19 protein-coding genes are annotated in these 24,723 nt (G+C 43.9%); 4 read left to right on the plus strand and 15 right to left on the minus strand.

Features of this window, described 5'->3' with window-relative positions; translation table 11 throughout:
* Positions 1 to 23: 23 nt before the first annotated feature.
* Positions 24 to 629 (minus strand): flavodoxin family protein, encoded by a 606-nt coding sequence (locus DW650_RS04640; RefSeq protein WP_118209224.1) that lies wholly within the window; start codon positions 627 to 629, stop codon positions 24 to 26.
* A 211-nt stretch (positions 630 to 840) separates the two neighbouring features.
* On the opposite strand from DW650_RS04640, the gene DW650_RS04645 reads away from it, so the two are divergent.
* From DW650_RS04645 to DW650_RS04660, 4 genes are all read left to right on the plus strand, one after another.
* Complete coding sequence (locus tag DW650_RS04645; RefSeq protein WP_118209194.1) at positions 841 to 1,986, plus strand: NAD(P)-dependent malic enzyme; 1,146 nt, start codon at positions 841 to 843, stop codon at positions 1,984 to 1,986.
* Positions 1,983 to 2,903, plus strand: a complete 921-nt coding sequence (locus tag DW650_RS04650) for a TIGR01212 family radical SAM protein (protein ID WP_118209195.1) — start codon at positions 1,983 to 1,985, stop codon at positions 2,901 to 2,903. Before DW650_RS04645 ends, DW650_RS04650 begins: the two co-directional genes overlap by 4 nt.
* A gap of 27 nt (positions 2,904 to 2,930) precedes the next feature.
* Positions 2,931 to 3,446 (plus strand): DUF4364 family protein, encoded by a 516-nt coding sequence (locus DW650_RS04655; RefSeq protein ID WP_117919588.1) that lies wholly within the window; start codon positions 2,931 to 2,933, stop codon positions 3,444 to 3,446.
* Between the two features lie 110 nt (positions 3,447 to 3,556).
* Complete coding sequence (locus tag DW650_RS04660; protein ID WP_118209196.1) at positions 3,557 to 4,177, plus strand: flavin reductase family protein; 621 nt, start codon at positions 3,557 to 3,559, stop codon at positions 4,175 to 4,177.
* Positions 4,178 to 4,241: 64 nt separating this feature from the next.
* Here the strand turns inward: DW650_RS04660 and DW650_RS04665 are convergent, their stop codons facing one another.
* The 14 genes from DW650_RS04665 to DW650_RS04730 all read right to left on the minus strand — a co-directional run bounded on the left by DW650_RS04665 (position 4,242) and on the right by DW650_RS04730 (position 24,668).
* A complete protein-coding gene (locus DW650_RS04665; protein WP_118209197.1) occupies positions 4,242 to 5,942 on the minus strand; it encodes a M3 family oligoendopeptidase in 1,701 nt (566 codons plus the stop codon).
* 63 nt (positions 5,943 to 6,005) lie between these two features.
* On the minus strand, positions 6,006 to 7,181 hold the full coding sequence (locus DW650_RS04670) for a hypothetical protein (protein WP_243006740.1): 1,176 nt from the start codon (positions 7,179 to 7,181) through the stop codon (positions 6,006 to 6,008).
* A gap of 101 nt (positions 7,182 to 7,282) precedes the next feature.
* On the minus strand, positions 7,283 to 8,344 hold the full coding sequence (locus DW650_RS04675) for an ABC transporter substrate-binding protein (protein WP_118209198.1): 1,062 nt from the start codon (positions 8,342 to 8,344) through the stop codon (positions 7,283 to 7,285).
* 71 nt (positions 8,345 to 8,415) lie between these two features.
* Positions 8,416 to 9,432, minus strand: coding sequence for an ABC transporter permease subunit (locus DW650_RS04680; RefSeq protein ID WP_006856929.1), 1,017 nt, complete (start codon positions 9,430 to 9,432; stop codon positions 8,416 to 8,418).
* Positions 9,432 to 10,496 carry an ABC transporter permease gene (locus DW650_RS04685; RefSeq protein WP_117919578.1) on the minus strand — a complete coding sequence of 355 codons (1,065 nt, stop codon included), beginning with the start codon at positions 10,494 to 10,496 and terminating at the stop codon, positions 9,432 to 9,434. Before DW650_RS04685 ends, DW650_RS04680 begins: the two co-directional genes overlap by 1 nt.
* The gene (locus DW650_RS04690; protein ID WP_015559982.1) at positions 10,489 to 12,009 is read right to left on the minus strand and encodes a sugar ABC transporter ATP-binding protein; all 1,521 of its coding nucleotides are present in this window, start codon (positions 12,007 to 12,009) and stop codon (positions 10,489 to 10,491) included. Before DW650_RS04690 ends, DW650_RS04685 begins: the two co-directional genes overlap by 8 nt.
* Before the next feature lie 71 nt (positions 12,010 to 12,080).
* The gene (locus tag DW650_RS04695) at positions 12,081 to 13,217 is read right to left on the minus strand and encodes an ABC transporter substrate-binding protein (protein WP_015559981.1); all 1,137 of its coding nucleotides are present in this window, start codon (positions 13,215 to 13,217) and stop codon (positions 12,081 to 12,083) included.
* A 185-nt stretch (positions 13,218 to 13,402) separates the two neighbouring features.
* Positions 13,403 to 14,860: a sensor histidine kinase gene (locus tag DW650_RS04700; protein ID WP_117919576.1), complete on the minus strand. Its 1,458-nt coding sequence runs from the start codon at positions 14,858 to 14,860 to the stop codon at positions 13,403 to 13,405.
* Positions 14,857 to 16,491 carry a response regulator transcription factor gene (locus DW650_RS04705; protein ID WP_442477720.1) on the minus strand — a complete coding sequence of 545 codons (1,635 nt, stop codon included), beginning with the start codon at positions 16,489 to 16,491 and terminating at the stop codon, positions 14,857 to 14,859. Before DW650_RS04705 ends, DW650_RS04700 begins: the two co-directional genes overlap by 4 nt.
* Positions 16,492 to 16,693: 202 nt before the next feature.
* Positions 16,694 to 18,187, minus strand: a complete 1,494-nt coding sequence (locus DW650_RS04710) for a glutamate synthase subunit beta (RefSeq protein WP_118209200.1) — start codon at positions 18,185 to 18,187, stop codon at positions 16,694 to 16,696.
* Positions 18,188 to 18,245: 58 nt separating this feature from the next.
* The gene (gene gltB / locus DW650_RS04715) at positions 18,246 to 22,820 is read right to left on the minus strand and encodes a glutamate synthase large subunit (protein ID WP_118209201.1); all 4,575 of its coding nucleotides are present in this window, start codon (positions 22,818 to 22,820) and stop codon (positions 18,246 to 18,248) included.
* A 213-nt stretch (positions 22,821 to 23,033) separates the two neighbouring features.
* Complete coding sequence (locus DW650_RS04720) at positions 23,034 to 23,291, minus strand: hypothetical protein (protein ID WP_199654199.1); 258 nt, start codon at positions 23,289 to 23,291, stop codon at positions 23,034 to 23,036.
* A gap of 61 nt (positions 23,292 to 23,352) precedes the next feature.
* Complete coding sequence (locus DW650_RS04725; RefSeq protein WP_118209203.1) at positions 23,353 to 24,243, minus strand: hypothetical protein; 891 nt, start codon at positions 24,241 to 24,243, stop codon at positions 23,353 to 23,355.
* A complete protein-coding gene (locus DW650_RS04730) occupies positions 24,240 to 24,668 on the minus strand; it encodes a GNAT family N-acetyltransferase (protein ID WP_118209204.1) in 429 nt (142 codons plus the stop codon). Before DW650_RS04730 ends, DW650_RS04725 begins: the two co-directional genes overlap by 4 nt.
* Positions 24,669 to 24,723 lie beyond the last annotated feature (55 nt).

Raw genomic sequence — 24,723 nt, forward strand, 5'->3', positions numbered from 1 at the left:
TCCGCTTTCTCTTTGGATTTCTTCTACCGGATAAAATGAGTCCACACATGTTCTTCCGTTTTTGGAAGTCCAAACTGTTCTTTTCCAAGTGCAATGCTCTTCATAAGAAATGTCATATTTCTTGCAAGCACACGCATCGTCTGTTTCCCCTCTTCATCTGCTTCTGCTTCTCCCTGACCTCTTCCATGGATGGAATTCCAGTACTGACTTGATGCGATCGGCATATTTGTTATCGTAAAATATTTATTTAATTCATCAAACGTAGCGGAACATCCACCACGTCTGGCACATACGACACTTGCTCCTACCTTCATAGTTTTATCAAAAGATGTACTGTAAAAAAGTCTGTCTAAAACTGCAATTAAAGTTGCATTTGCTGATGCATAATAAACAGGACTTGCGATTACAAGACCATCCGCCTCTTCAAATTTAGGTGCCAGCTCATTTACCACATCATCAAAAACACATTTTCCAAGTTCCGCACAACGGTTGCAGGCAATACAGCCTCTTACAGCTTTGTTGCCAACCTGTACGATTTCCGCATTTATGCCCTCTTCCTCAAAAACCTTTTTCATTTCACCAAGTGCTATCGATGTATTTCCATTTGTTCTCGGACTTCCGTTAATCATTAATACTTTCACTTCAAATCTTCCCTTCTTTTCGGATTTTCTGCCGGATAATTTCTAAAATAACTTTATCACTTACCTATTATATATGTCAAATTCCCTTAAAATGAAATCAGCAGTTACAATCAGCAGAATTCTCCATCAACTTTTCTTGATTTGTGAAATTGTTAATGTTATCATAAATGAAAACAATGATAACAGGAGATATATTATTATGGAGAATAAAGCATTAGAGATGCACAGACAGTGGAACGGTAAATTAGAGACCGTTGCCAAATCAAAAGTAAAAAGCCGCGAAGATCTCGCGATTGCTTATACACCAGGTGTTGCAGAACCTTGTAAAGTCATTGCCAAAGACCCTGAGGCAGCCTATACATACACCATGAAAGCAAACACCGTTGCTGTTGTTTCCGACGGAAGCGCAGTACTAGGGCTTGGAAATATCGGTGCATACGCAGCAATGCCTGTTATGGAGGGTAAATGTGTATTATTCAAGGAGTTCGGCAATGTCAACGCCGTTCCGATCTGCTTAGACACACAGGATACCGAAGAGATCATCGCTACCGTGAAAAACATTGCACCGGCATTCGGCGGTATCAACTTAGAGGATATCTCCGCACCGCGCTGTTTTGAGATTGAGGAACGTTTAAAAGAAATGCTCGACATTCCGGTATTTCATGACGACCAGCACGGTACTGCCATCGTAGTACTTGCAGGTATCATCAATGCATTAAAGGTGACCGGCAAGAAAAAAGAGGACTGCCGCGTCGTTGTAAACGGTGCTGGATCTGCTGGCGTTGCCATCACAAAATTACTTTTAACATACGGTTTTAAAAATGTGATCATGTGTGACCGTGAGGGCATCATCGGAAAAGATTATCCAAACTTAAACTGGATGCAGCAGAAAATGACCGAAGTAACAAACCTTGCAAATGAGCATGGAACACTTGCCGATGCATTAAAAGGTGCTGATATTTTTGTTGGTGTTTCCGCACCAAACATTGTAACACCGGAGATGGTATCTTCCATGAATCACGATTCCATCCTGTTTGCAATGGCAAACCCGGTACCGGAGATCATGCCGGACGTTGCAAAAGCAGCCGGTGCACGCGTGGTCGGAACCGGAAGAAGTGACTTCCCGAATCAGGTCAACAACGTTGTCGCATTCCCTGGTATCTTCAAAGGCGCCTTAGAGGGACGTGCCACACAGATCACGGAAGAAATGAAACTTGCCGCCGCAGAAGCGATCGCAGGTCTTGTTTCCGAGGATCAGTTATGTGACGAATTTATCATGCCGGAGGCTTTTGACCCGCGTGTCGCAGAAGTTGTAAGCGAAGCTGTCAAATCCCATATCAAATGATGATCTGGGGCGACAAACGGTATCATTCTTTAGATTATGAATTAAAACAGACTTTCGGGGAAAAGGTCTACCGCCTTTCCTTAAACGGCGGTATGACCTGTCCAAACCGCGACGGTACTCTGGGGAATCACGGCTGCATTTTCTGCAGTGCTGGCGGTTCCGGGGATTTTGCTGCCGCGCCTGACTTGTCTGTTCATGCGCAGATTCTTTCCGCCAAAAAGCGTATTCAGGCAAAAACAGACTGTAAAAAGTTCATCGCTTATTTTCAGGCATATACCAATACCTATGCACCGGTAGAATATTTAAGACGGATCTTTACGGAAGCCATTGAAGAACCGGATGTGGTGGCATTGTCCATCGCAACCCGCTGTGACTGTCTGGCTCCGGATATCTTAGATCTGCTTGATAAGTTAAACCACAGGAAACCGGTCTGGATAGAACTTGGTCTTCAGACCATCCACGATACAACACTGCAGGCAATCCGAAGCGGTTTTACCCTCTCTCAGTTTGAGCAGGCAGTAAATGCCCTGCATGAAAGAAACATTCCGGTCATTACCCATCTGATCTTAGGTCTTCCGGGTGAGACAAAAGAGGATATGCTCTGTTCCGTCCGTTATGTTGGCAGTCTTCCGATCACCGGAATAAAACTCCAGCTTCTTCATATATTGAAAGGAACCGATCTTGGGACTGCCTATATGGCACATCCATTTCCACTTTTTACACTGGAAGAATACTGTGACCTGATCGCAGACTGCATTGCACTGCTGCCGCCGGAAATAGTGATCCACCGGCTCACAGGGGATGGTCCGCGCAGTCTTTTGATCGCACCTTTATGGAGTACAGATAAAAAGAGAGTTTTAAACACGATACAGAAATGTCTGCGTGAGCGTGATCTCTGGCAGGGGAAAAATATCTGATTATAAAGAAAGAGGGCATCTAATATTATGGCAGAACCATTCACGATCTATAAACTGACAATTTTAAATATGCTGGATAAAGTGGATTTTCCATTGACAAACACACAGATATCTAATTTCTTTTTAGAGCAGGATTATACGGATTATTTTCGTGTCCAACAGGTATTAAGTGACCTTGAGGATGCCAGCCTGATACATGCAGAATCCACTCACAGCAATACGCAGTATACCATTACTGCTGCCGGAAAAGAAACGCTTGGTTTTTTCAAAGATAAGATCACACCGGCAATCGAACGTGATACCACCACATTCTTAGAAAAAAATAAATTAGAGCTGCGCAGCGTCAACTCCATACTTGCGGACTATTACAAAACACCAAATCAGGATTATGCTGCACGCTGCCAGTTTCGTGTACACGATACCAATCTGATCGACCTGACTCTCACCGTAAAAACAAGGGAACAGGCGCAGGCGATCTGTGATAACTGGAAAAAACAAAATGAAGACGTCTACGCTTATCTGATGGATCTTCTTTTAAAATAATAGATCGGACGCCTGGCAGACTTTCTATTATTACAAATAACAGAACATGATACGCTGACAGCAATGTTATCATCTCTTCTTAACAAATTACTCAGAAATGGAGTTTTTCTATGGCAAAACAATATTTTAAACCCGGCAACATGCTCTACCCGCTGCCTGCCGTCATGGTAAGCTGCCAGTATCCTGCCGGAAAAGAGGATGCGCTCTGCACCAATCCAGCCCTTGCCGGGAAACCGAATATCATCACCGTAGCGTGGGCAGGTACCGTGTGTACCAATCCACCGATGTTATCGATCTCTGTCCGCCCGGAACGCTACTCTTACCACATGATCGAAGAATCCGGCGAATTTGTTGTAAATCTGACAACGGAGCAGTTAGTCCGTGCGACCGATTTCTGCGGTGTCCGCTCCGGAAAAGACATTGATAAATTCAAAGAAATGCATTTGACACCGCTCCCTTCGAAGGAGATTTCTGCACCGGGTATTGCGGAAAGCCCGGTCAACATTGAATGTAAAGTGCGGGAGATCAAACCGCTCGGCAGTCACACCATGTTTCTTGCTGATGTGGTAAATGTCACCGTAGATGATGCATTTTTTGATGAGAAAAATACATTTCACCTCAATGACACCGGACTTGTTACCTACTCCCATGGTGCCTACTTTTTACTCGGCAAAAAACTTGGCACTTTTGGATACAGTGTCGCAAAAAAGAAAGCAAAGAAACGGAAATAACCTCCGTTTCCTTGCTTTTTTATTCTGTAAAGATACTGATACATCTATTACAGCTTATTTTCTCTTACATATATCTGCTGTTTAACAGATCATTTTTTGCAAGCTCAATGGCTTTTTCCACCGTTCCCTGCTCAAATGGATTCATCAGATGTGCGTAGCGCAGTGTCTCTAAATAGCTCATGCTGCCACCACATTTACAGAGATTTAAATAATCTTTCCATGCATCCTCATGATCTTTTCTGTCCTTGGTTTTAAACTCCATCGCTCCCATTGTCGTCAAAGTATAGTTGATATAATAGAATGGATAGAGATAAATATGCAGTTTATGATACCAGTAACCGCCACGGTCAAAGAAATCATCTGCCTCATATTTTCTCCAAGGCATATAAGTTTCTTCCAACTTCTTCCATGCAAGCGTGCGCTCCTTCGGTGTCATATTCGGGTTGCTGTAACAGATATGCTGGAACTCATCTACTGCCACGCCAAACGGTACAAATGTCAGGGCATCCTGCAAGTGTGCAAAACGATATTTATCTGCCTGCTCTCCGAAGAATTTTTCTGCATATGGATAAGCAAATTGTTCCATTGCCATGGAATGAATTTCTGCAATATCCGTTGACTCACTGTAATATGCAGCGATCGGCTGGCTGCGCATTGCCATATATCCTGCAAACGCATGACCTAACTCGTGTGACAGTACCTGCATATCAAAGATCGTCTGATTGAAACAGGAAAATACAAACGGTGCTTTGTAGCGGTCAAGGGATGTCATATATCCGGTGGATGCCTTGCCCGGTTTGTTTTTTAAGTCCATCAGCTCATGGTCGATCATAAAGTCAATGAATTCTCCTGTCTCAGGGCTTAATTCATGATACATTTTTCTCGCCTGATCCACCATGAAATCATCATCCCCTGCCGGAACTGCATTGCCATCCGGGAATACACGTTTTTCATCATAAAACATCAATGTATCCACGCCGAGACGTTTTCTCTGTGCCTCATATAATTTTTCACACAGAGGTACTAACACGGTACGCACCTGCTCACGGAAAGCAGCTACTTCCTCCATGCCGTAATCGGTACGTCCCTGCTGCATATATCCAACCGGGATAAAGTTCTCATAACCAAGATTTTTTCCCATCTGTGTACGGATTTTGATCAGTTCATCCCAGATTTCCTCGAGGCGTTTTTCATTGCCATGATAAAAATCAGAGTAAGCCTTTACAGCAGCCTTTCGTACTTCACGATCCTCATGTTCAAAATACTTCTGTACCCCGTACAGGTTTAACGTTTTTCCGTCAAACGGGATTGCTGCGGTTGCCATCATTTTTTCATATTCCTTGCACAGTCTTGACTCCTGCTGCATCAGTGGGATGTTTTCCTCACAGAATGTCTTTTTCTGCAGATCCATCTGTGCAAAATACTGCTTTCCGTACTCCTTTTCAATATCCCCGCGGAACTTTGATTCCATCAGTGCATCATTCATCGCCAGAAGTTTTGGCATAACTGTCGGCACCATATCATTGATATACGCATCTTCTTTTTCATAAAATTCGTCTGTCGTATCTAAGGTATGGCGGATAGATGCGATCGTGCAGTCCGTCGAAAAATTTTTCGACATCTCCTCCATCTGCTCCATATATCCTTTTAATTCTTCATAGGATGCTGCATTTTTGATTTTTTGTGTGATCTCCTCTGCAAATGCACCTGTTTTTTCAAAATCTGGTCTTTTATATTCCAGTGTGCTGAATTTAAAATCTTCCATGTTTCATTTTGTCCTTTCTTCCTGCATTTCTATATGTTATTGGTCTTTGACCATAACAGACTTTTATTCTGCGCTCTCATTTTTGTCTTTCGCAATGTTTTCTGTCATCTGCTCTTTCACTTCACTTTCAGTTTTCTTCTCATTCTTATGACGGATTTTTTCCCACCATCCAATGATTTTTTCTACCGGCTGTTCCTGTTCTGATTTCTGCCGTGCTGCTTCACGTTCTGCCTTGCGTGCTTCCCGTTTCTTACGCCTTTCTTCTTCCTTTTCTTTGCGCGCTTTTTCTCTCTGTTCCTTCTTCTCGTTTTTCCGCTGCAGTTTTTCAAACGCTTTTTCTTTCAGACGCACTTCCTTTAAAGCCGCCTTCTCCATTTCTTTTATGTAACTGTTTGCCTTTTTGCGGTTGCGCTTATCCACGCGGTATGGATCGTAAGCAAAATAAGATATAGCCCCAAGCATCAGAACAACCACACCAGCGATCACAAAGATTGGAACTAACATATCATATTCCTTAAATTTCAGTTCGTAGCACACAAACACCGTCAGCATCACAGGGTAAAGTAACAGATATAAAATCTTGATCAGTACCTCAAAAAACGCTGCCTGTTTTCTGCCATTTGAAAGAAGCGTACCCTCAATTGCCGTATAAAATGCCATAAAAATACACAGTTCCGAACCAAACCCATGTAAAACACCACACACTGCCACTAAGATCAGCGACAGAAAAAACAGTGCAAACGCCGCTCCCTGATACCATGCATTGCGCCGTTCCTCCATACCCTGAAGCTTATCCTCGCTGATACCGTGCATCCGGTAAACTTCCGTTCTGATATGGCGTTCAAATTCTTCATTTAACTTCTGTTCTTCTTTTGTATTTTTCAGATTTGCTTCCACGGAGTCGATCATCCGATTGATATATTCCTGCTGCTGTCTAATCCGCTTACTGCGAAGCTGCTCTAATTCATTCTGCCTCTTTGCTTCTTCTTCGAGTTTTAAAACTTTTCCGATCCGTGGATTTTTGACTTCCATCTGCGTATAATCCGGTTCCGTTTCCATCTTCACATCTTCGCTCTCTATGATAACCGGATCTTCTACCTGTTCCATAACATTCTCTACATTTACCTTTTCCTTTTCTGTGGCACTCTGTTCTTTTGCTTTTTTCTTTTCCACGGCACTCTGTTCTTTTTCAGTTTCAGTTTTCACGGAACTTTGTTCCTGAAATTCCTCTTCTGCCATACTGCTCTTCTCCTCTGTTTTATTTGATTTCCCAGTATAATTTATTTCAATATTATACAAAAATAAAACCAAAGAAGCAATATACACACTTTCCCTATTGTCTAATAGGATCTGTCTTTCAGGATTGATTTCAGATCCATCGTGTAATCAAAATATCCTTCCTCCACATACTGGACTTTATCGACCTCTTCCCCGTTTTCCATATGCCGGATCGTCTGTTCGACCAAAGGGGCTGTCAGCGGATTGCACTCAAAATCAGCCATGATCTTCTCATCCTGCATCACCGTAAGCGCATCTTTTACTGCATCAAATGAGATCACGATCACATCACCATCTGTTCCCATTTTCTTTCCTGCCGCCTCAAGCGCATCGATCACGCCAAACGTCATATTGTCGTTTTCACTGATCACAACATCGATATCATCGTACTTCTCTAAAAAATCTTCCATGACTTCCTGACCTTTTGCCTGTGTAAAATCGCCCGACTGTTTTTCAAGCATCACCCAGTCTGAGTGTTTTTTTAATATTTTTTCAAAACCGTCCGACCGCCCGATCTGTGCGGAGGAACCTGGCGTCCCCTGCAGTGTGACTAAATGGATCGTCTCATCTTCTCTTCCCTGTTCTTTTAAATAATTTTCAAGCCATTCCCCCGCCTTTATTCCCTCTTCACAAAAATTACTTCCTACCCAGCAGCTGTAAAGGCTTTCATCGCCGACTTCCACGGTACGGTCAGAGAGAATGACAGGGATTCCTGCCTCCTTTGCCTCCTCAAGCACCGCTTCCCATCCCGTTTCCACAACCGGATCTAAAATAATATAGTCCACATCCTGTAGGATAAAGTTGCGGATCGCCTTGACCTGATTTTCCTGTTTCTGCTGTCCATCCTCAAAAATCAGATAATAACCGTTTTCTTCCGTAAAAATATTTTTAAATGACTGCGTATTCGTTGTTCTCCAGTCTGACTCTGAACCGACCTGTGCATAGCCTACCACAATACACCCATCATGACCTGCCATCTCCTCCGTGTCCAGTCCATTCGTGCGCTGCCCTCTTTTTTCTCCACATCCTGCCAGCAAAAATATTGCCCCAAGTACCGTGATTCCTGCTGATACCCACCTTTTGTTTAACATATCTCCTCCGAACCCATAACCTCTGCTTTTCATTATATACCAAAAAGCCGCCGCACATAAATAGAGAATTTTCTCTGTGCGACAGCTTTTTCTTATTCACTTTATTATTTACTGCTCTCTTTCATCTTTGCAAAAATACTCTGTAACACAATAAAGAAACAAAGTAATGCTGCAACTGCGATGCTCGACCAGGAACTTAAGAGCTTACCATTGGTCTTTACCAGAGTTGAGATTGTACCGTTGATCAGTACACCGAAGAAGGAACCAATCACATTTCCAACTCCTCCGGTCAGGAGCGTTCCACCGATAACGGATGATGCAATGGCATCCATCTCTAATCCAAGTGCCTGCTGCACGTTGCCGGACATGGTATTCAAGCAATAGCAGATACCGCCGATCGAACAGAGGAAAGAAGATAACACATAAGCTTTTAATTTTGTCTTTTTCACATCAAGTCCCATCATGGTCGCTGACTGCTCACTGCCGCCAACTGCATAAAGACTTCTTCCGAATTTGGTGTAGCGGAGCATCAGAAATACCACGACTAACACTACCAGTGCCACAACCACGGAAATACGGATAAACGGTACCTGTACCACGCCTTTACCATTGACATAAGATCCAAACGGAAGTTTGATCTTGGCATTTGCAAGTTTTACAAAAAATTCATTGCTGCTGATCGATACCTGATCCGTACAGATCACAGCCGTCATACCTCTTGCGAAGAACATTCCCGCCATCGTCACAATAAATGGCTGGATATTTAAATATCCGACACAGAAACCCTGTACAATTCCAAATACAACGCCGATCAAAAGGACCAGAATACAAAGAACCACTGCGTTCATGTTCCATCTCTCCATTCCGACCGCAAGAAACATACAGTCCATAGCTACAAGAGAACCAACCGAGATGTCGATTCCGCCTGTCAGCATAACACATGTCATTCCACAGGTAATGCATAAGAGTCCCGCATTATTGATCAGTACATTTAAAAATGTCTGCAGGTGTGTAAATCCCTTATTTGCATAAATCGCACATCCGACTGCATACATGACGAAGAATAAAACGATTGTGATGATCAAAAGTACCGTGTTTCCATTCATTTTCTTTTTCTTCATTATGCGACACCTCCTTTTGCCAGCTGTCTTTTTGCAGACATCTTTTTCATATAATCCTTAAACGGAGGCGCCTGGATCGCAACGATGATGATAACAATGACCGCCTTGTATACCGGTGCCTGTTCGGTGGAAACACCCAGCGCATACAGTGTTGTCGTGATCGCCTGGATCGTATATGCACCGATAATAGAACCGGTAAGACGGAACTTTCCGCCGCCAAGACTGTTACCGCCAAGTGCAACTGCAAGAATTGCATCCAGCTCAAAGTTTAATCCGATATTGTTAGAATCTGCAGAACTGATACGGGAAGATGCCACAATTCCGGCAATTCCGGCGCAAAGTCCACAGACAATGTAGCACAGGAAAATAATTCTTTCTGATTTGATACCTGCAATACGGGAAGCCTTTTTGTTGATACCAACACTCTGTACATATAACCCCAGCGCCGTCTTTTTTAGTATCAGGGAAGTGATTATGATACATACGGCTGCCACAACAATCGGTGTCGGGATAAATCCAAGATATCCACCAAAAATTTTAAAGGAATCCTCTCTTACATACACAATCATATTATTACATAATAACAGACCGATCGCTCTTGCTGCCGAGAATAAAATAAGCGTTGCGACCATCGGCTGTACATTCAGATACGATACTAACAATCCGTTAAATGCACCGCAGACACATCCGATCAGGATACCGCCAAGCACTCCGATGATAAGCGGTCTCGCCAGTTCATTCGTGGAGGAAACTCCATAGCCTGCAAGCAGCATACAGCAGAACGACGCTGCCAGTGACATGACCGAACCAACGGAAATATCAGTACCTGCAGAACAGGATACAACCAGAGTCATTCCGATCGCAAGGATCGCGATCTCACTTCCACGGTTTAAGATATCGATAATACGTCCATACAATACTCCGTTTCGAATGGAGATCGTAAAGAAATTAAATGCAAAATTTCCCGATGCAACATCGTAAATGATATTTACCGCCATTACCAATAACATACAAAAGATAGGCAGAAACAGCGGTTTGCTGATCAGTTTCTTTATATTATTCATTTGTGCCACCTCCTGCGATCGCCTGCATTACATGTTCCTGTGTCAGATTATCCGTGATCTCACCAACTTTTTCCCCATCTCTTAATACGACAAGTTTCGAACAGGTTCGAAGCATCTCTTCGATCTCAGAAGAAATAAAGATCAGGCTCTTTCCCTCCTCCGCTAACTGGATCACAAGTTTCTGGATCTCTGTCTTTGTTCCGACATCGATACCACGCGTCGGTTCATCTAAAATTAAAAATTCCGGATCGGTCGCAAGCCAGCGCGCTAAGATCACCTTCTGCTGGTTACCACCGGAGAGCTGTTTAATCAGTGTCTCCCTGTTTGCGGTCTTGATCTGAAGAAGTTCTATGTATTTGTCCGCGATCTCGATCTGCTTACTCATCGGCAGCAGTTTGAATATTCCACGTTTTGCCTGCAGTGCAAGAATAATATTTTCCCTTACCGACAGGTCACCTATGATACCTTCTGCCTTTCTGTCATCCGGCAATAGTCCCATTCCAAGGTTCATGGCATCGATCGGAGCATTGATCTTTACTTCTTTTCCCGCCACTTTCAGCTCTCCGGTCTGATTTTTGTCCGCGCCGTAAATAACACGTGCTAACTCACTTCTACCAGAACCTAAAAGTCCGGTCAATCCGACTACCTCTCCCTTATGGATCTGTAAGTCAAACGGTTTGATTTTTCCTTTATGGCTCAATCCCTTTGCATCGATAAACAGCGGTTCCTTTGAAAAGTCTTTCGCCTGCTCTGTTTTTACGGCCGCAAGATCATCAAAATCTTTTCCCATCATTGCCGCAACCAGACGCACCCTCGGCAGTTCTTCGATTGGATATTCCCCGACTAATTTACCGTTTCTGAGTACTGTGATACGGTCACAGACCGCATAGACCTGCTCTAAAAAATGGGTTACAAACACGATTGCAACTCCCTTTTCTTTCAGCTGACGCATCAGGGTAAATAATTTTTCTACTTCATGGTCATCCAACGATGACGTCGGCTCATCTAAGATAAGTACTTTACATTCCATATCCACCGCTCTCGCGATTGCGATCATCTGCTGCAGGGCAAGTGAATATTCTTCCAGATTCTGCGTTACATCAATTTTTATATCCAGACTGTCCATGATCTTTTCCGATTTTGCGACCATGGTCTTCCAGTCGATCGTTCCAAGTTTTGTTTTCGGTTCCCTTCCAATAAATAAATTCTCTGCAACACTAAGATTCGGGCAAAGATTTACCTCCTGATACACAGTGGAAATGCCCTTTTTCTGTGCATCCAGCGTCGAATGATTGACAACCGGACCATCGATGCCCTCCACATGTATTTCTCCTGCCTCAAATGCATTGATTCCTGTCAGACATTTGATCAGCGTAGATTTTCCGGCACCATTTTCCCCCATCAGTGCCATGATCTCACCTTTGCGTAATGTAAGATCCACATGATCCAATGCTTTTACTCCCGGAAATGTCATGGTTATTCCGCGCATGGTCAATACAACATTACTCTCCATCTTCCTTCACCCTTTCTTTAAAATGGGAGAGACCAGATGGTCTCCCCCGCATTTTATGCCATCAGGTTTGATTAGTACTGGGCATCTACGATTTCTTTTGTGACAACGGTCAGATCCTGATCTTCTCCATTTACATTGATCGTAGAAAGGACATCCTCATTTACGAACCAGTGTTCTGTCATGTATACTTCTTTCTCCGGAGTCTCACCAGCCTGAAGCTGTTTGATAACTTCCTCTACGAACGGAGCTGCAAGCGGGTTACACTCAAAGTCTGCATTGATGTCACCGGACATTACATACTCAAGTCCTGCGGTACATGCATCAAAGGAAACAAGGATCACATCACCATCTACACCGTAGGAGATACCAGCTGCCTTCATTGCATCCATTGCACCGAATGCTTCGTTATCGTTCTGGCATACAACAACATTAAATTTACCTTCATAACTCTTGATGTAGGACTCCATGACTTCCTGTCCGCCTGCCTGTGTGAAATCACCTGTCTGGGAATCTAAGATATTCCATCCATTTGCATCTGCAATCTCTTTAAATCCGTCGGTACGTCCGATCGTTGCGGAAGCTCCGGTAGATCCCTCGATCACAAGTACATTGACATCACTGATGCCCTTTGCATCTGTATATGCTTTTAACCACTCTCCTGCTGCAAGACCTTCTGTCTTGAAGTTAGAACCTACCCATGAAACATATTTATCTGAGTCATCGATCGTACGGTCAATGACGATAACCGGAATTCCTGCTTCCTCGCACTCTGTCAGTACAGTGTCCCATCCGGTTGATACGATCGGATCGATGATGATATAATCAACATCCTGCTCGATAAATCCTCTGACTGCCTCTAACTGTACTGCAGAATCATTATCACAGTCTACAAACTGAAGATCGTATCCATTGTCTGCGGAAAAAACACTTAAACAGGAATCTGTGGAAGCGGTACGCCAGTCAGATTCGTGTCCAACCTGTGCAAAACCAATTGTAACCGTATCACCGCTTGCTGCGGAGCTCTCTGTTCCGGCTGCCTCTGCGCTGTCATCTGTCTGATCTGCAGCAGCTGCATCATCTGTTTTTGCTGCGGCATCATTGGATGCACCCGCATTACCTGTTGACGTGTTTGCGCTGTTTCCGCATCCTGCTAACATTGTTGCCCCTAATGCCATACACATTACCATACTCACCAATTTTCTTTTCATTTCAAAAACCTCCCATAGTTTTTTTAGATTTGGTTTCGTTGCTAACCATGGTCTAATTATAACTGTGAGAGGTTTTTATGAATACCGAATTAAATTTGAATTAAGTATAATTTTTTACTAAATTGTGAACAGCTTTCATATATTTCGGTAAAAAAGTGTATTTTTTTTGGAAAAATGTGTATTTTTTATGAACTGCTTTCTGTTCTTACCGGAATTCTTACCCAGACTTCCGTTTCTTCCCCGTAGGTACTCTGCACTTTCAGTCCATATTCCGTGCCATAATGCAACTGGATGCGTTGATTGACATTAAACAGTCCAAATCCGTCATTTTCTTTTTTCGTATTGCCATCCTCTTTTAACATCGCGCATACTTCTGCAAGTCTCTGTTTATCCATCCCGATCCCGTTATCTTTTACCTTAAAGATCAAGACATCCGCACAACGCTCCGCCGAGACCGTGATATGTCCCTTTCCACGCTTGTTTTTTATGCCATGGTAAAGTGCATTTTCCACTAACGGCTGAAGTGTCAGTTTGATGACCTCATAACCGTAATATTCCTCCGGGATCGCAATCTCATAATCTAAAATGTCCCGGTAGCGGAACTGCTGGATCTCTAAATAGCTGCGGATATGCTCTGTCTCTTCTTTCACGGAGACAAACTCCCTTCCCTTACTCAAAGAAGTCCTGAAAAATGTGGACAGGGAGGACACCATCATTACGACCTCGTCTGTCTTTTTTGACTCGGCAAGCCAGATGATATTATCGAGCGTGTTATATAAGAAATGAGGATTGATCTGCTCCTGCAGCACCCGAAGCTCTGCTGCCCTTAAATTCAACTCCTCCGTATGGATATCTTCCACAAGGTTGCCGATTTTTTCCACCATCTGGTTAAAACTCTTATTTAGCACCTCAATCTCTTCCGGTCCGGTTTTCACCGCCCGGATTCTGAAATCGCCACCCCCGGCAGCCACTGCGGCATCGCACAGCTCCCCGATTGGTTCTGTGATGCCCGTCACGATTTTTCTGCTGACTGCAAATGCACCCACTAAGATCACCAGTAAAATACCGCTCGTGATCGCAATCGCCTGCTCCACATCATTACGGATCCCACCCCGCAGATCCTCCATGTTCATGCTCTCGTAATAAATATAATACTGGATCTGTTCCTGGATCAGCTCCGTCAGCACCCTGATATTTAAGTCCAAACTCTCCATATTTGTCTCATAAGATCCACTGACTAACGCATCTTCCTCAATCTCCTGCACCCTTTTTTCAAGGGTGTCAAGACTCTTTAAAATTCGCGAGAGACGCTGTTTCGCATATGCGGAATCGGCATCCTCTGCCAATTTCCCAAACACCTCTCTCGCCTCTTTGATCATCTTTTGCGGCTTTTGTGTATCGACTAACTCCTCCGCACGTTCCGAATTAACCACGATAATGTACATCACATAGTCGATATCTTCCTTGAATCCGATGTTATATGCATTTGCCTTTGTGATCTTCTCCACAATATGGTCATATTTTGACGATACATTGTTGATCATAAAAAGCAAATATGTGATCATAACCGTTAGTGGGATCACACAGATAAGAAGCAACAGATACAACCTGTTTTTTAATGAAAATTTTTTTCTTACGTTCATAATTTTTCCTGTTCCTGCTCTGGTCTGTCACTCCTGTTTCTGTATTCCCGCGGCGTACACCCCTGTGTCTTTTTAAACAGGTTACTGAAATAATGTGCATCCCGGAAACCGACTTCAAATGCAATCTCCGTGGTCTTAGTCCCGGTCGTCCGCAATAACTGTTTTGCCTTATCCATGCGCACCTTTGTCAGATACTCAACAAACGTCACTCCCGTCTCCTGTCCGAATACAGTGCTGAAATGGCTCGAACTTAAATTTACCTCCGAAGCGACCATATTTAAGGAGATATCCTCATGATTATAGTTATCTTCTATGTAGGCTTTTGCATGTTGGATCAGATTGTCATATCTGCGTTCCATGCCCTGCTCCCGCAGTTCGATCACTGCCCCGAACAGATTTTTGATGTACTCCCTCGCCTGTCCTGCAGTGCCAAGAAAAATTTCCATCTTCTGCGCATCTTTGTACTGTTCCAACAGATTTTCACTGGTATATCCGCTTTTTTCCAACACGGAGACCGCGCTCACATACAGATCCATCAGCACATACTGACGCAGCAGAACCGACTGTAAGCTACCGTTTGAGATTTTCCGGAAATAATCATCCACAAACCCGGATACTTCCTCTTTTCTTCCTGTATACAAAAACTGTTCCACCTGTCTGCGGTCGATCCCGGACACATTGAGTTCCCCAAGATCTAATGTCTCTTTTGTTTCCATCTCATTTTCTATCTTCTTTACCTGTTCCGTGATCTTATTTTTCTCTAAGGAATACCGCTTTGCAAAAAGAAGATTCGCTTCCTCGTAACATTTTTTGATCTCGCTGAACCGTGTGACCGGTATCCCGTATACCGCGGCATAATCGATCTTATTTTCCCCGCAGAGATATATTTCAAGTTCCTGTTCAATGGCATTTTTCAGCTGTTCAAGCGTCACACCATTTTCCTCTTTCAGTACCAGATGATATTCCCCACAGCTTAGTTTTGCGCGGATCACACTCGAACCGTATGCAAAAAACTGTTCCATATGATCTTCAAATGCTTCATCTTTTTCATAAAACGTCTCCGTCCCATCCTCGAAAAAGAGCTGTAACATAAAAACATTGTAGCGCTCCGCTGCCAGTTCGATCTCCTGTTCTCTGGCCTCTTTTAACACCTCCGAAAAGGAGTGCTCACCGGATACGATATGTCGGAACAGTCTTCTTTTTGTAAGTGTTTTCTGTTCTTTTTCGTTTTTTGTCTCTTCCTGTCTGCCTCTCCTGCCGTAAATTTTTTCTGCGATCCGCCTGATTGCTTCTAAAAGCTGTGCACTGGTCACCGGTTTCAGCAGATAGTCTTCCACACCGATCGAGATAGCTTCTTTTGCATAATCAAACTCACCATATCCGCTCAGAATCAGGATACTCGTATCCGGAAGTTCCTGTTTTACGATCCGGCTAAGTTCCAGTCCATCCATAAAAGGCATCCTGATGTCCGTGATCAGGATGTCCGGTTTTAGTTTCTGAATCATCGGATACGCGAGTTCTCCATCACTCGCCTCACCAACAAATTCAAATCCTTCCTCCTGCCATGCAATATTATTTCGTATCCCCTCCCGCATTACAATCTCATCTTCTGCCAGAAAAATTTTCAACATCGTTTCTGTTTCCCCCATCATATCTTCTTCCCGGACTCCCCATCCGCCGGAAAATCTATATGATGAAAATAGCACATTCCATAAAATGTTTCAATAAACAACTTTTGAAAAAGACCGGAGCCGCATGATTTCATATAGTGTCCCAAATCATGTCACTCCGGTCTTTTATTATATTATTTCCATCAACAATTCTTATTTTTCCCTATTGTACCGACAGGTAAGAATATCCCATCAGGCTCTCATCCACCGCATGTGCAACCTCACGTCCTTCACGGATTGCCCACACAACAAGAGACTGTCCTCTGTGCACATCGCCTGCTGCAAATACATTTTTCACACTGGTCGCATATGCCCCCTCTGCCGTTGATACATTTGTTCTTGCATTCAGTTCAACGCCAAACGCATCCGCAACATATTTTTCGGTTCCAAGGAATCCTGCTGCGATCAGAACCATATCTGCATCCAGCTTAGTCTCAGACCCCGGTACCTCTGTCATCATCATACGTCCGGTCTTTTCATCTTTTTTACTCTCTAACTTCACGGTAATAATACCATTTAAATTACCGTTTTTATCTTTTAAAAATTCTTTGACTGTTGTCTGGTAAATACGCGGATCATGCCCGAATACAGCAATTGCTTCCTCCTGACCGTAGTCTGTCTTGCAGACTCTCGGCCACTCCGGCCATGGATTGTTCTCTGCCCTCGTATCCGGTGCTTTCGGCATCATTTCAAGCTGAGTCACGCTCGCACAGCCATGGCGGATGGATGTTCCGACACAGTCGTTTCCGGTATCACCTCCACCGATGATGACCACTTTTTTACCTTTTGCAGAAATATAATTATTATCTTTCAGGTCAGAATCTAAAAGGCTCTTTGTGGTTGCTTTTAAGAAATCCACCGCAAAATAAATGCCCTTCGCATCACGTCCCGGTGCTTTGATATCACGCGGATTTTTTGCACCGCAGGCTAAGATCACGCGGTCATAATCCTTTAACAGCTTGGCAGCTTTTACGTCTTTGCCCACGTTGACTCCTGTGATAAATTCCACACCTTCTTCTTTCATGATATCCACTTTACGGTCGATCACCCATTTTTCCAGTTTCATATTCGGGATACCATACATCAAAAGTCCGCCGACACGGTCGTCACGTTCAAACACCGTCACCTGATGCCCACGCTTATTTAACTGGTCTGCTGCGGCAAGTCCTGCAGGACCGGAACCGATGATTGCAACTTTCTTTCCGGTACGCACTCTCGGCGGTTTTGCTGCTGCATATCCCTTTTCATAAGCATTTTCAATAATGCCGTGCTCGTTTGCCTTACAGGTGACCGGATCTTCCCAGTGACCGCAGGTGCAGGCCGCCTCACAGAGTGCCGGGCACACGCGCGATGTAAATTCCGGGAAGTTGTTGGTTTTCTTTAAACGGTTATATGCCTGTTCCCAGTTTCCGGTATAGACAAGATCATTCCACTCCGGTACCAGATTGTGCAGCGGACATCCGCTTGTCATTCCCATGATGGTCATACCGGACTGGCAGAACGGCACACCGCAGTTCATGCATCTTGCGCCCTGAACCTGCTGTTTTTCCATGGAAAGTGGAATATGAAATTCCTTAAAATTTTTGATGCGCTCCTTCGGCTCGATCGCTTTCGCATCTTCTCTCTCGTAATCTATAAATCCAGTTGGTTTTCCCATTGCTCATATCCTCCATCGTGATGCCCTGCGGCACTTGCCGCAGGAACATCTTGCTTATTTAACCTCTCGTGTTTGCATAAAATGCTTCGATCTGCGCCTGTTCCGAGGATAAACCTTTCTCCTCCATCTGAACGATCGCCATCAGCATCCGGTTATAATCGTATGGAATGACCTTTTTGAATTTCGGCAGATATTCGCTGAAATTGTCAAGGATTGCTTTTCCTTTCTCGGAATTGGTCAATGCCACATGCTCTTTGATCATATCCTTTAATTCCATAACATCATATTTATTGGATATTTCTTCGGAAAATACCATTTCTTTGTTCATTCTTGTATACAGATCGTTGTCCTCGTCGAGCACATATGCGATACCGCCGCTCATACCTGCTGCAAAGTTCTTTCCAGTCTTACCGAGGACTACGACACGACCGCCGGTCATGTATTCACATCCATGGTCGCCGACTCCCTCAACAACTGCGGATGCACCGGAGTTGCGGACACAGAAACGCTCGCCTGCGACACCGCTGATAAATGCTTTTCCGCTGGTTGCACCATAGAGGGCAACGTTACCGATGATGATGTTCTCATCTTTTTTGTATTTCACGCCTGCCGGAGCATAGACAACCAGTTTTCCACCGGAAAGTCCTTTTCCAAAGTAGTCATTGGAATCTCCGACTAACTCTAAGGTCAGTCCTTTCGGGATAAATGCGCCGAAACTCTGTCCGCCTGCGCCGCTGCATTTTACGATAAAGGTATCTTCCGGGAGTCCCTCGCCGCCGTATTTCTTGGTGATCTCGGAACCGAAGATCGTACCGAAGGAACGATCGGTGTTGGTCACTTCCACGTCAATGCTTCTGCGCTGCTGTTTTTCAAGTGCCGGTCCTAACTGTTTTAAGAGCACCGTGATATCTTTTGATTTTTCCAACTCGAAATCATAAACCTGTTTCGGATCAAAGATGACTTTCTTTTTCTGGTCTGCAAACGGGTTGTTTAAGATTTTGGAAAGATCGATCTCTTTCTCCCTGCCGCTTAAATCATCACGAACCTTTAACAGATCGCTTCTGCCGACCATCTCATCGATCGTCTTACAGCCAAGTTTTGCCATGTACTCTCTCAGCTCTGCCGCGATAAAACGCATGAAGTTCTCAACATACTCCGGTTTTCCTGCAAAACGTTTGCGCAGTTCCGGGTTCTGTGTTGCAATACCTGCCGGACAGGTATCCAAGTTACATACACGCATCATGACACAGCCTAAAGTTACAAGCGGTGCGGTCGCAAAACCATATTCTTCTGCGCCGAGCAGTGCTGCGATTGCAACGTCACGTCCGCTCATCAGTTTCCCATCTGTTTCAATGCGGACTTTGTTTCTAAGTCCATTCATGATCAGCGTCTGGTGTGTCTCAGAAAGTCCAAGCTCCCATGGAAGTCCTGCATTGTGGATGGAACTTGCCGGAGCTGCACCGGTACCGCCGTCATAACCGGAGATCAATACAACCTGTGCACCTGCTTTTGCAACACCGGCTGCGACTGTACCAACACCTGCCTCAGATACCAGTTTTACGGTAATTCTCGCATCGCGGTTTGAGTTCTTTAAGTCGAAGATCAGCTGCTCAAGATCCTCGATGGAATAAATATCGTGATGTGGCGGCGGAGAGATCAGAGCCACGCCCGGAGTGGAAAGTCTGGTCTTTGCGATCCACGGATAAACTTTTTTGCCCGGAAGATGTCCGCCTTCACCAGGTTTTGCCCCCTGTGCCATCTTGATCTGGATCTCCTGTGCACTGACTAAATACTGGCTGGTGACACCGAAACGTCCGGATGCAACCTGTTTGATCGCAGAACAGCGGTTGACACTGCTGTTTTTACTTGCGATACGCTCTGCATCCTCACCACCTTCACCGGAGTTGGATTTTCCATGCAGGCGATTCATTGCGATTGCGAGCGTCTCATGTGCCTCCTGTGAAATGGAACCATAGGACATCGCACCTGTTTTAAATCTCTGTACAATGGAGTCAACACTCTCTACTTCCTCAAGCGGTACACCTTTTTTCGGGTAATTGAAATCCATCAGTCCACGCAGTGTGATCTCTCTTTCTTCCTTATTAACCAGATCCGTGTACTGTTTGAACAGCTCATAGTCACCTCGTCTGGTTGCCTCCTGTAACAGATGGATCGTTGCAGGATTGTAAAGATGCGGGTCTGCTCCGCTTCTCATCTTATGGCGTCCGCGGCTCTCTAAAGTCAGATCGGATTCAAGTCCAAGCGGATCGTAGGCTGCAGAATGAAGCTCATTGACATCATTTTCAATATCCTTTAATGTGATACCACCAATACGGCTGACCGTGTTGGTAAAATATTTGTCAATGACATTTTTATCAATACCGATCGCCTCGAAGATCTTAGAACCCTCGTAAGACTGGATCGTGGAAATACCCATCTTGGATGCGATCTTTACGATACCGTTTAAGATTGCATTGTTGTAATCCTGTACGGCTGCATAGTAATCTTTGTCAAGCATATGCTCGTCCACAAGCTGTTTTACCGTATCCTGTACCAGATATGGGTTGATCGCGCACGCACCATAGCCGAGCAGTGTTGCAAAATGATGTACCTCTCTCGGTTCGCCGGACTCTAAGATCATCGCAACCGAAGTTCTCTTTTTCGTTCTTACCAGATGCTGCTGTAAGGCTGAGACAGCAAGCAGTGAAGGAATCGGAACATGGTTCTCATCGATTCCACGGTCAGAAAGGATCAGGATGTTTGCGCCATCTCTGTATGCACGGTCGGCTTCCACAAACAGACGGTCGATTGCCTTTTCAAGGCTTGTGTTTTTATAGTAAATGATCGGGATCACTTCTACTTTAAATCCCGGCACCTTCATGGCTTTGATCTTCATCAGGTCTGTGTTTGTCAGAATCGGGTTATTTACTTTTAGTACCTGGCAGTTCTCTGCCTTCTCCTCTAAGAGGTTACCGTCTTCACCGATATAGACTGTCGTGGATGTTACAACTTTCTCACGGATCGAGTCGATCGGCGGGTTTGTTACCTGTGCAAACAGCTGTTTGAAATAGTTGAATAATGGCTGATGGTCACTTGCAAGTGCAGCAAGCGGTGTATCAATACCCATGGCAGAGGTGCCCTCGCCGCCGTTCTTTGCCATCGGAAGGATTGCTTCACGCAGGGACTCGAATGTATAACCGAAAGCCTTCTGCATTCTCTGGCGCTCTTCCTTGGTGTATTCCGGCACACGCTCGTTCGGGATTTTTAGATCTTCCAGTTTTAAGAGGTTGCGGTCAAGCCATTCACCGTATGGCTGTTTGTTTGCATAAGTTTCTTTCAACTCATCATCGTCGATCACGCGGCCTGCAACGGTATCAACCAGAAGCATTTTACCAGGACGCAGACGCTCTTTTACGAGAATCTTTGTCGGATCGATATCAAGTACACCGACCTCGGAGGAGAGGATCAGATAATCATCATCTGTAATGTAATAACGGGAAGGACGCAGACCGTTGCGGTCAAGCACTGCTCCCATCATATCACCGTCGGAGAACAGAATAGATGCAGGTCCGTCCCAAGGCTCCATCATCGTTGCGTAATACTGATAAAAATCTTTTTTCTTCTGTGACATGATGCGGTTGTTTGCCCATGGCTCCGGGATCATGATCATAACTGCAAGTGGAAGTTCCATGCCGCTCATAACCAGAAATTCCAAGGTATTATCAAGCATTGCGGAGTCGGAACCCTCGGAATTGATAACCGGAAGTACCTTCTGCAGTTCTCCTTTTAAGTGCTCAGACTCCATCGTCTCCTCGCGGGCAAGCATCTTGTCCGCATTACCCTTGATGGTGTTGATCTCACCGTTATGTACGATAAAACGGTTCGGATGCGCTCTCTCCCAGCTTGGATTCGTGTTCGTGGAGAAACGGGAGTGCACGGTTGCGATCGCTGATTCGTAATCTTTATCCTGTAAGTCAGCAAAGAATAAGCGAAGCTGCTCTACTAAGAACATACCTTTGTATACGATGGTTCTGCTGGATAAAGAAACCACATAAGTATCATCGTTGGACTGTTCAAAAACACGTCTTGCCACATACAGTTTGCGGTCAAAATCAAGTCCCTTTGCCACTTCTGCCGGACGTTTGACAAAGCCCTGCATAATATACGGCATACAGTCAACTGCTTTCTGTCCGAGTTTGGTCGGATCGGTTGGAACTTCTCTCCATCCTAAGAACTCCATTCCTTCCTTGTTCACGATGACCTCAAACATTTTCTTCGCCTGGTTGCGTTTTAATTCATCCTGCGGGAAGAAAAACATGCCGACACCGTAGTCTCTCTCCTCTCCAAGCTCGATGCCAAGTGGTTTTGTCACTTTCGAGAAAAACTTATGTGATACCTGAAGCAGAATACCAACACCGTCACCTGTCTTGCCCTCTGCATCTTTACCTGCCCTGTGTTTCAAGTTTTCTACGATCTTTAATGCATTCTCTACCGTTGCATGTGTCTTGATACCTTTGATATTGACAACAGCACCGATACCGCAGTTATCATGCTCAAATCTCGGATCATACATTCCGGTTTCCTTCTTGTAGCTGCCTGTTACAGAAAAACGGTCTAATTTCTGCTCTTTCATCTTCAACTTCCTTTCTCCATCTGCTCGTCTGTCTTTGTCAGAAAAACAGTTGTCTTTTGCTGGATTTGTTATGTATTAATATACAACTTTCGCATCCGTTTGTCTACTATTTTTTTCGTTATATTGTCTGATAATATGTTAATTGTGCATTATTATATATAGTTATCTGTCTTTTTATTTTATTTTTGTTTCAAATCATATTTATACAAACAATTACATAAAAAGAAGATGCAAAAAAATTTCATTAATTTTTCTGCATCTTCGCATTTTTACCAGTTTTATTAAATTGTGTCTAAATTGTATCTGTGTATTTTTTCTGTTTTTGGTAAATCCTACGCTCTTATGTATCGTATCCGCGATTGCCTGCACAATTCCATCTCCCGGATTCGGGATCAGCCGCATGTTCAGTGACATCGCAGCCCCCACTCCGGTCAGAACGATCGCAAGCAGCAGAAACAGGAATCTGCCCACATAACTTCCGGCAAAATGATCCGGATAAACGTCAGACGGATATCCAGTTTCTGAGCATGCATCATGTTTCCTGTTTCGTTTCTCCTGTTTTGTTTTTATTTTTCTGGGCGTTTCCCTCCAGTGTTTTTTCCTCACAACTGTACAGGGCACCATTATCAATGTCAAGTGACAGAAGAAGCGTAGAATCTTTCAGGTAGTGTGTCATTTTTTCCTGCAAAAGTGGGACAACGTCTTCCCTGTGTGTACATTCGTTCCAGTCCGGATGTTCGTCCTTGTCAACTGCAAATTCAACACCATAGGTGTCATCGATCACAATTCCCTTTTCATCATCCACATAAAAGGCTGCGAAATCATATTGTGCAGTCCCTTGCATTTCATAGGTTGTGCTTATCAAAAGATAGTCCAGACCATCCTTTTTCGAAAGACATATCGTTCCATTTCCTGCATGCGACAGGTGAAAGTTTCTGCTGATAAATCTCGGATAACTTTCATATTCTCCATCTTTTGTTCCGCGATAGACTTTCACATAACATCCATATGAACTGTTACTTACAACATCATCTACTGTTGCATCCGGCTCACCGCCATATCCGACTACTGAAACCAGATCTGCAATTCCATCGTGTGTGATGTCTGCAGTCGTTTCAAATACAGGCACCTCATAGGCATCCTTACCCGGATAATCTGAATTATAATAGTTTCCCTCTTCCCCTAACTGACCGATATCGCTGTATGTGGAATAGACATATTCCTGATTCTCCACGACATATTTTTCTGTCTGTGCATCAGGAGCATTTTCTGTTTTCTTCGCGTCTTCTGCTTCTTTCTCATTTTCTTCCAATACTGACGCGTTTGAAGCAGCAGAATTTTCTATTGTTTTTTTACTGCATCCAGCAAAACACTCACTTGCAAATACAACAGTAATCATCGCCATGACTAATTTATTTTTCATTTTCCCCACCTCATAACATACTCTTTTTCGTTTGTATCTTCATCTGTTTCTTCCGCCTGTATCCGGAAATTCTCCCTCTGATAAAAGTAAATTGCATGCACATTCTTTTCGTATACACATAAACGCAATTCGGTTTTTCTGCTTTTTACATAATCCAGCAGATATTTTCCAATTCCCATCGATTGTGCAGATTCTTTCACAAACAATCCCTCGATATAGCAATCATTTATTCCGATAAAACCATCTATCTGACCATTTTTTCCCTCTTCATATACATATACTTCTGCTTCCGGCAGAATCTGTTTTACCATTTCATAATTGCTGGTCCAATATGCCTTCTCTATAAAACTATGTGCCTTAATGTTTGTCTCAAGCCATATCTGCATAACATCAGATATATCCTTTTCTTCCATTTTTCTTATCATAGCTTACTCCCTATTTACTTTTGTCTTTACGCACTGCACAGATATCTTTTTATCC

Source organism: Roseburia sp. AM23-20, from assembly GCF_003470905.1.
Lineage (GTDB): Bacteria > Bacillota > Clostridia > Lachnospirales > Lachnospiraceae > Roseburia > Roseburia rectibacter.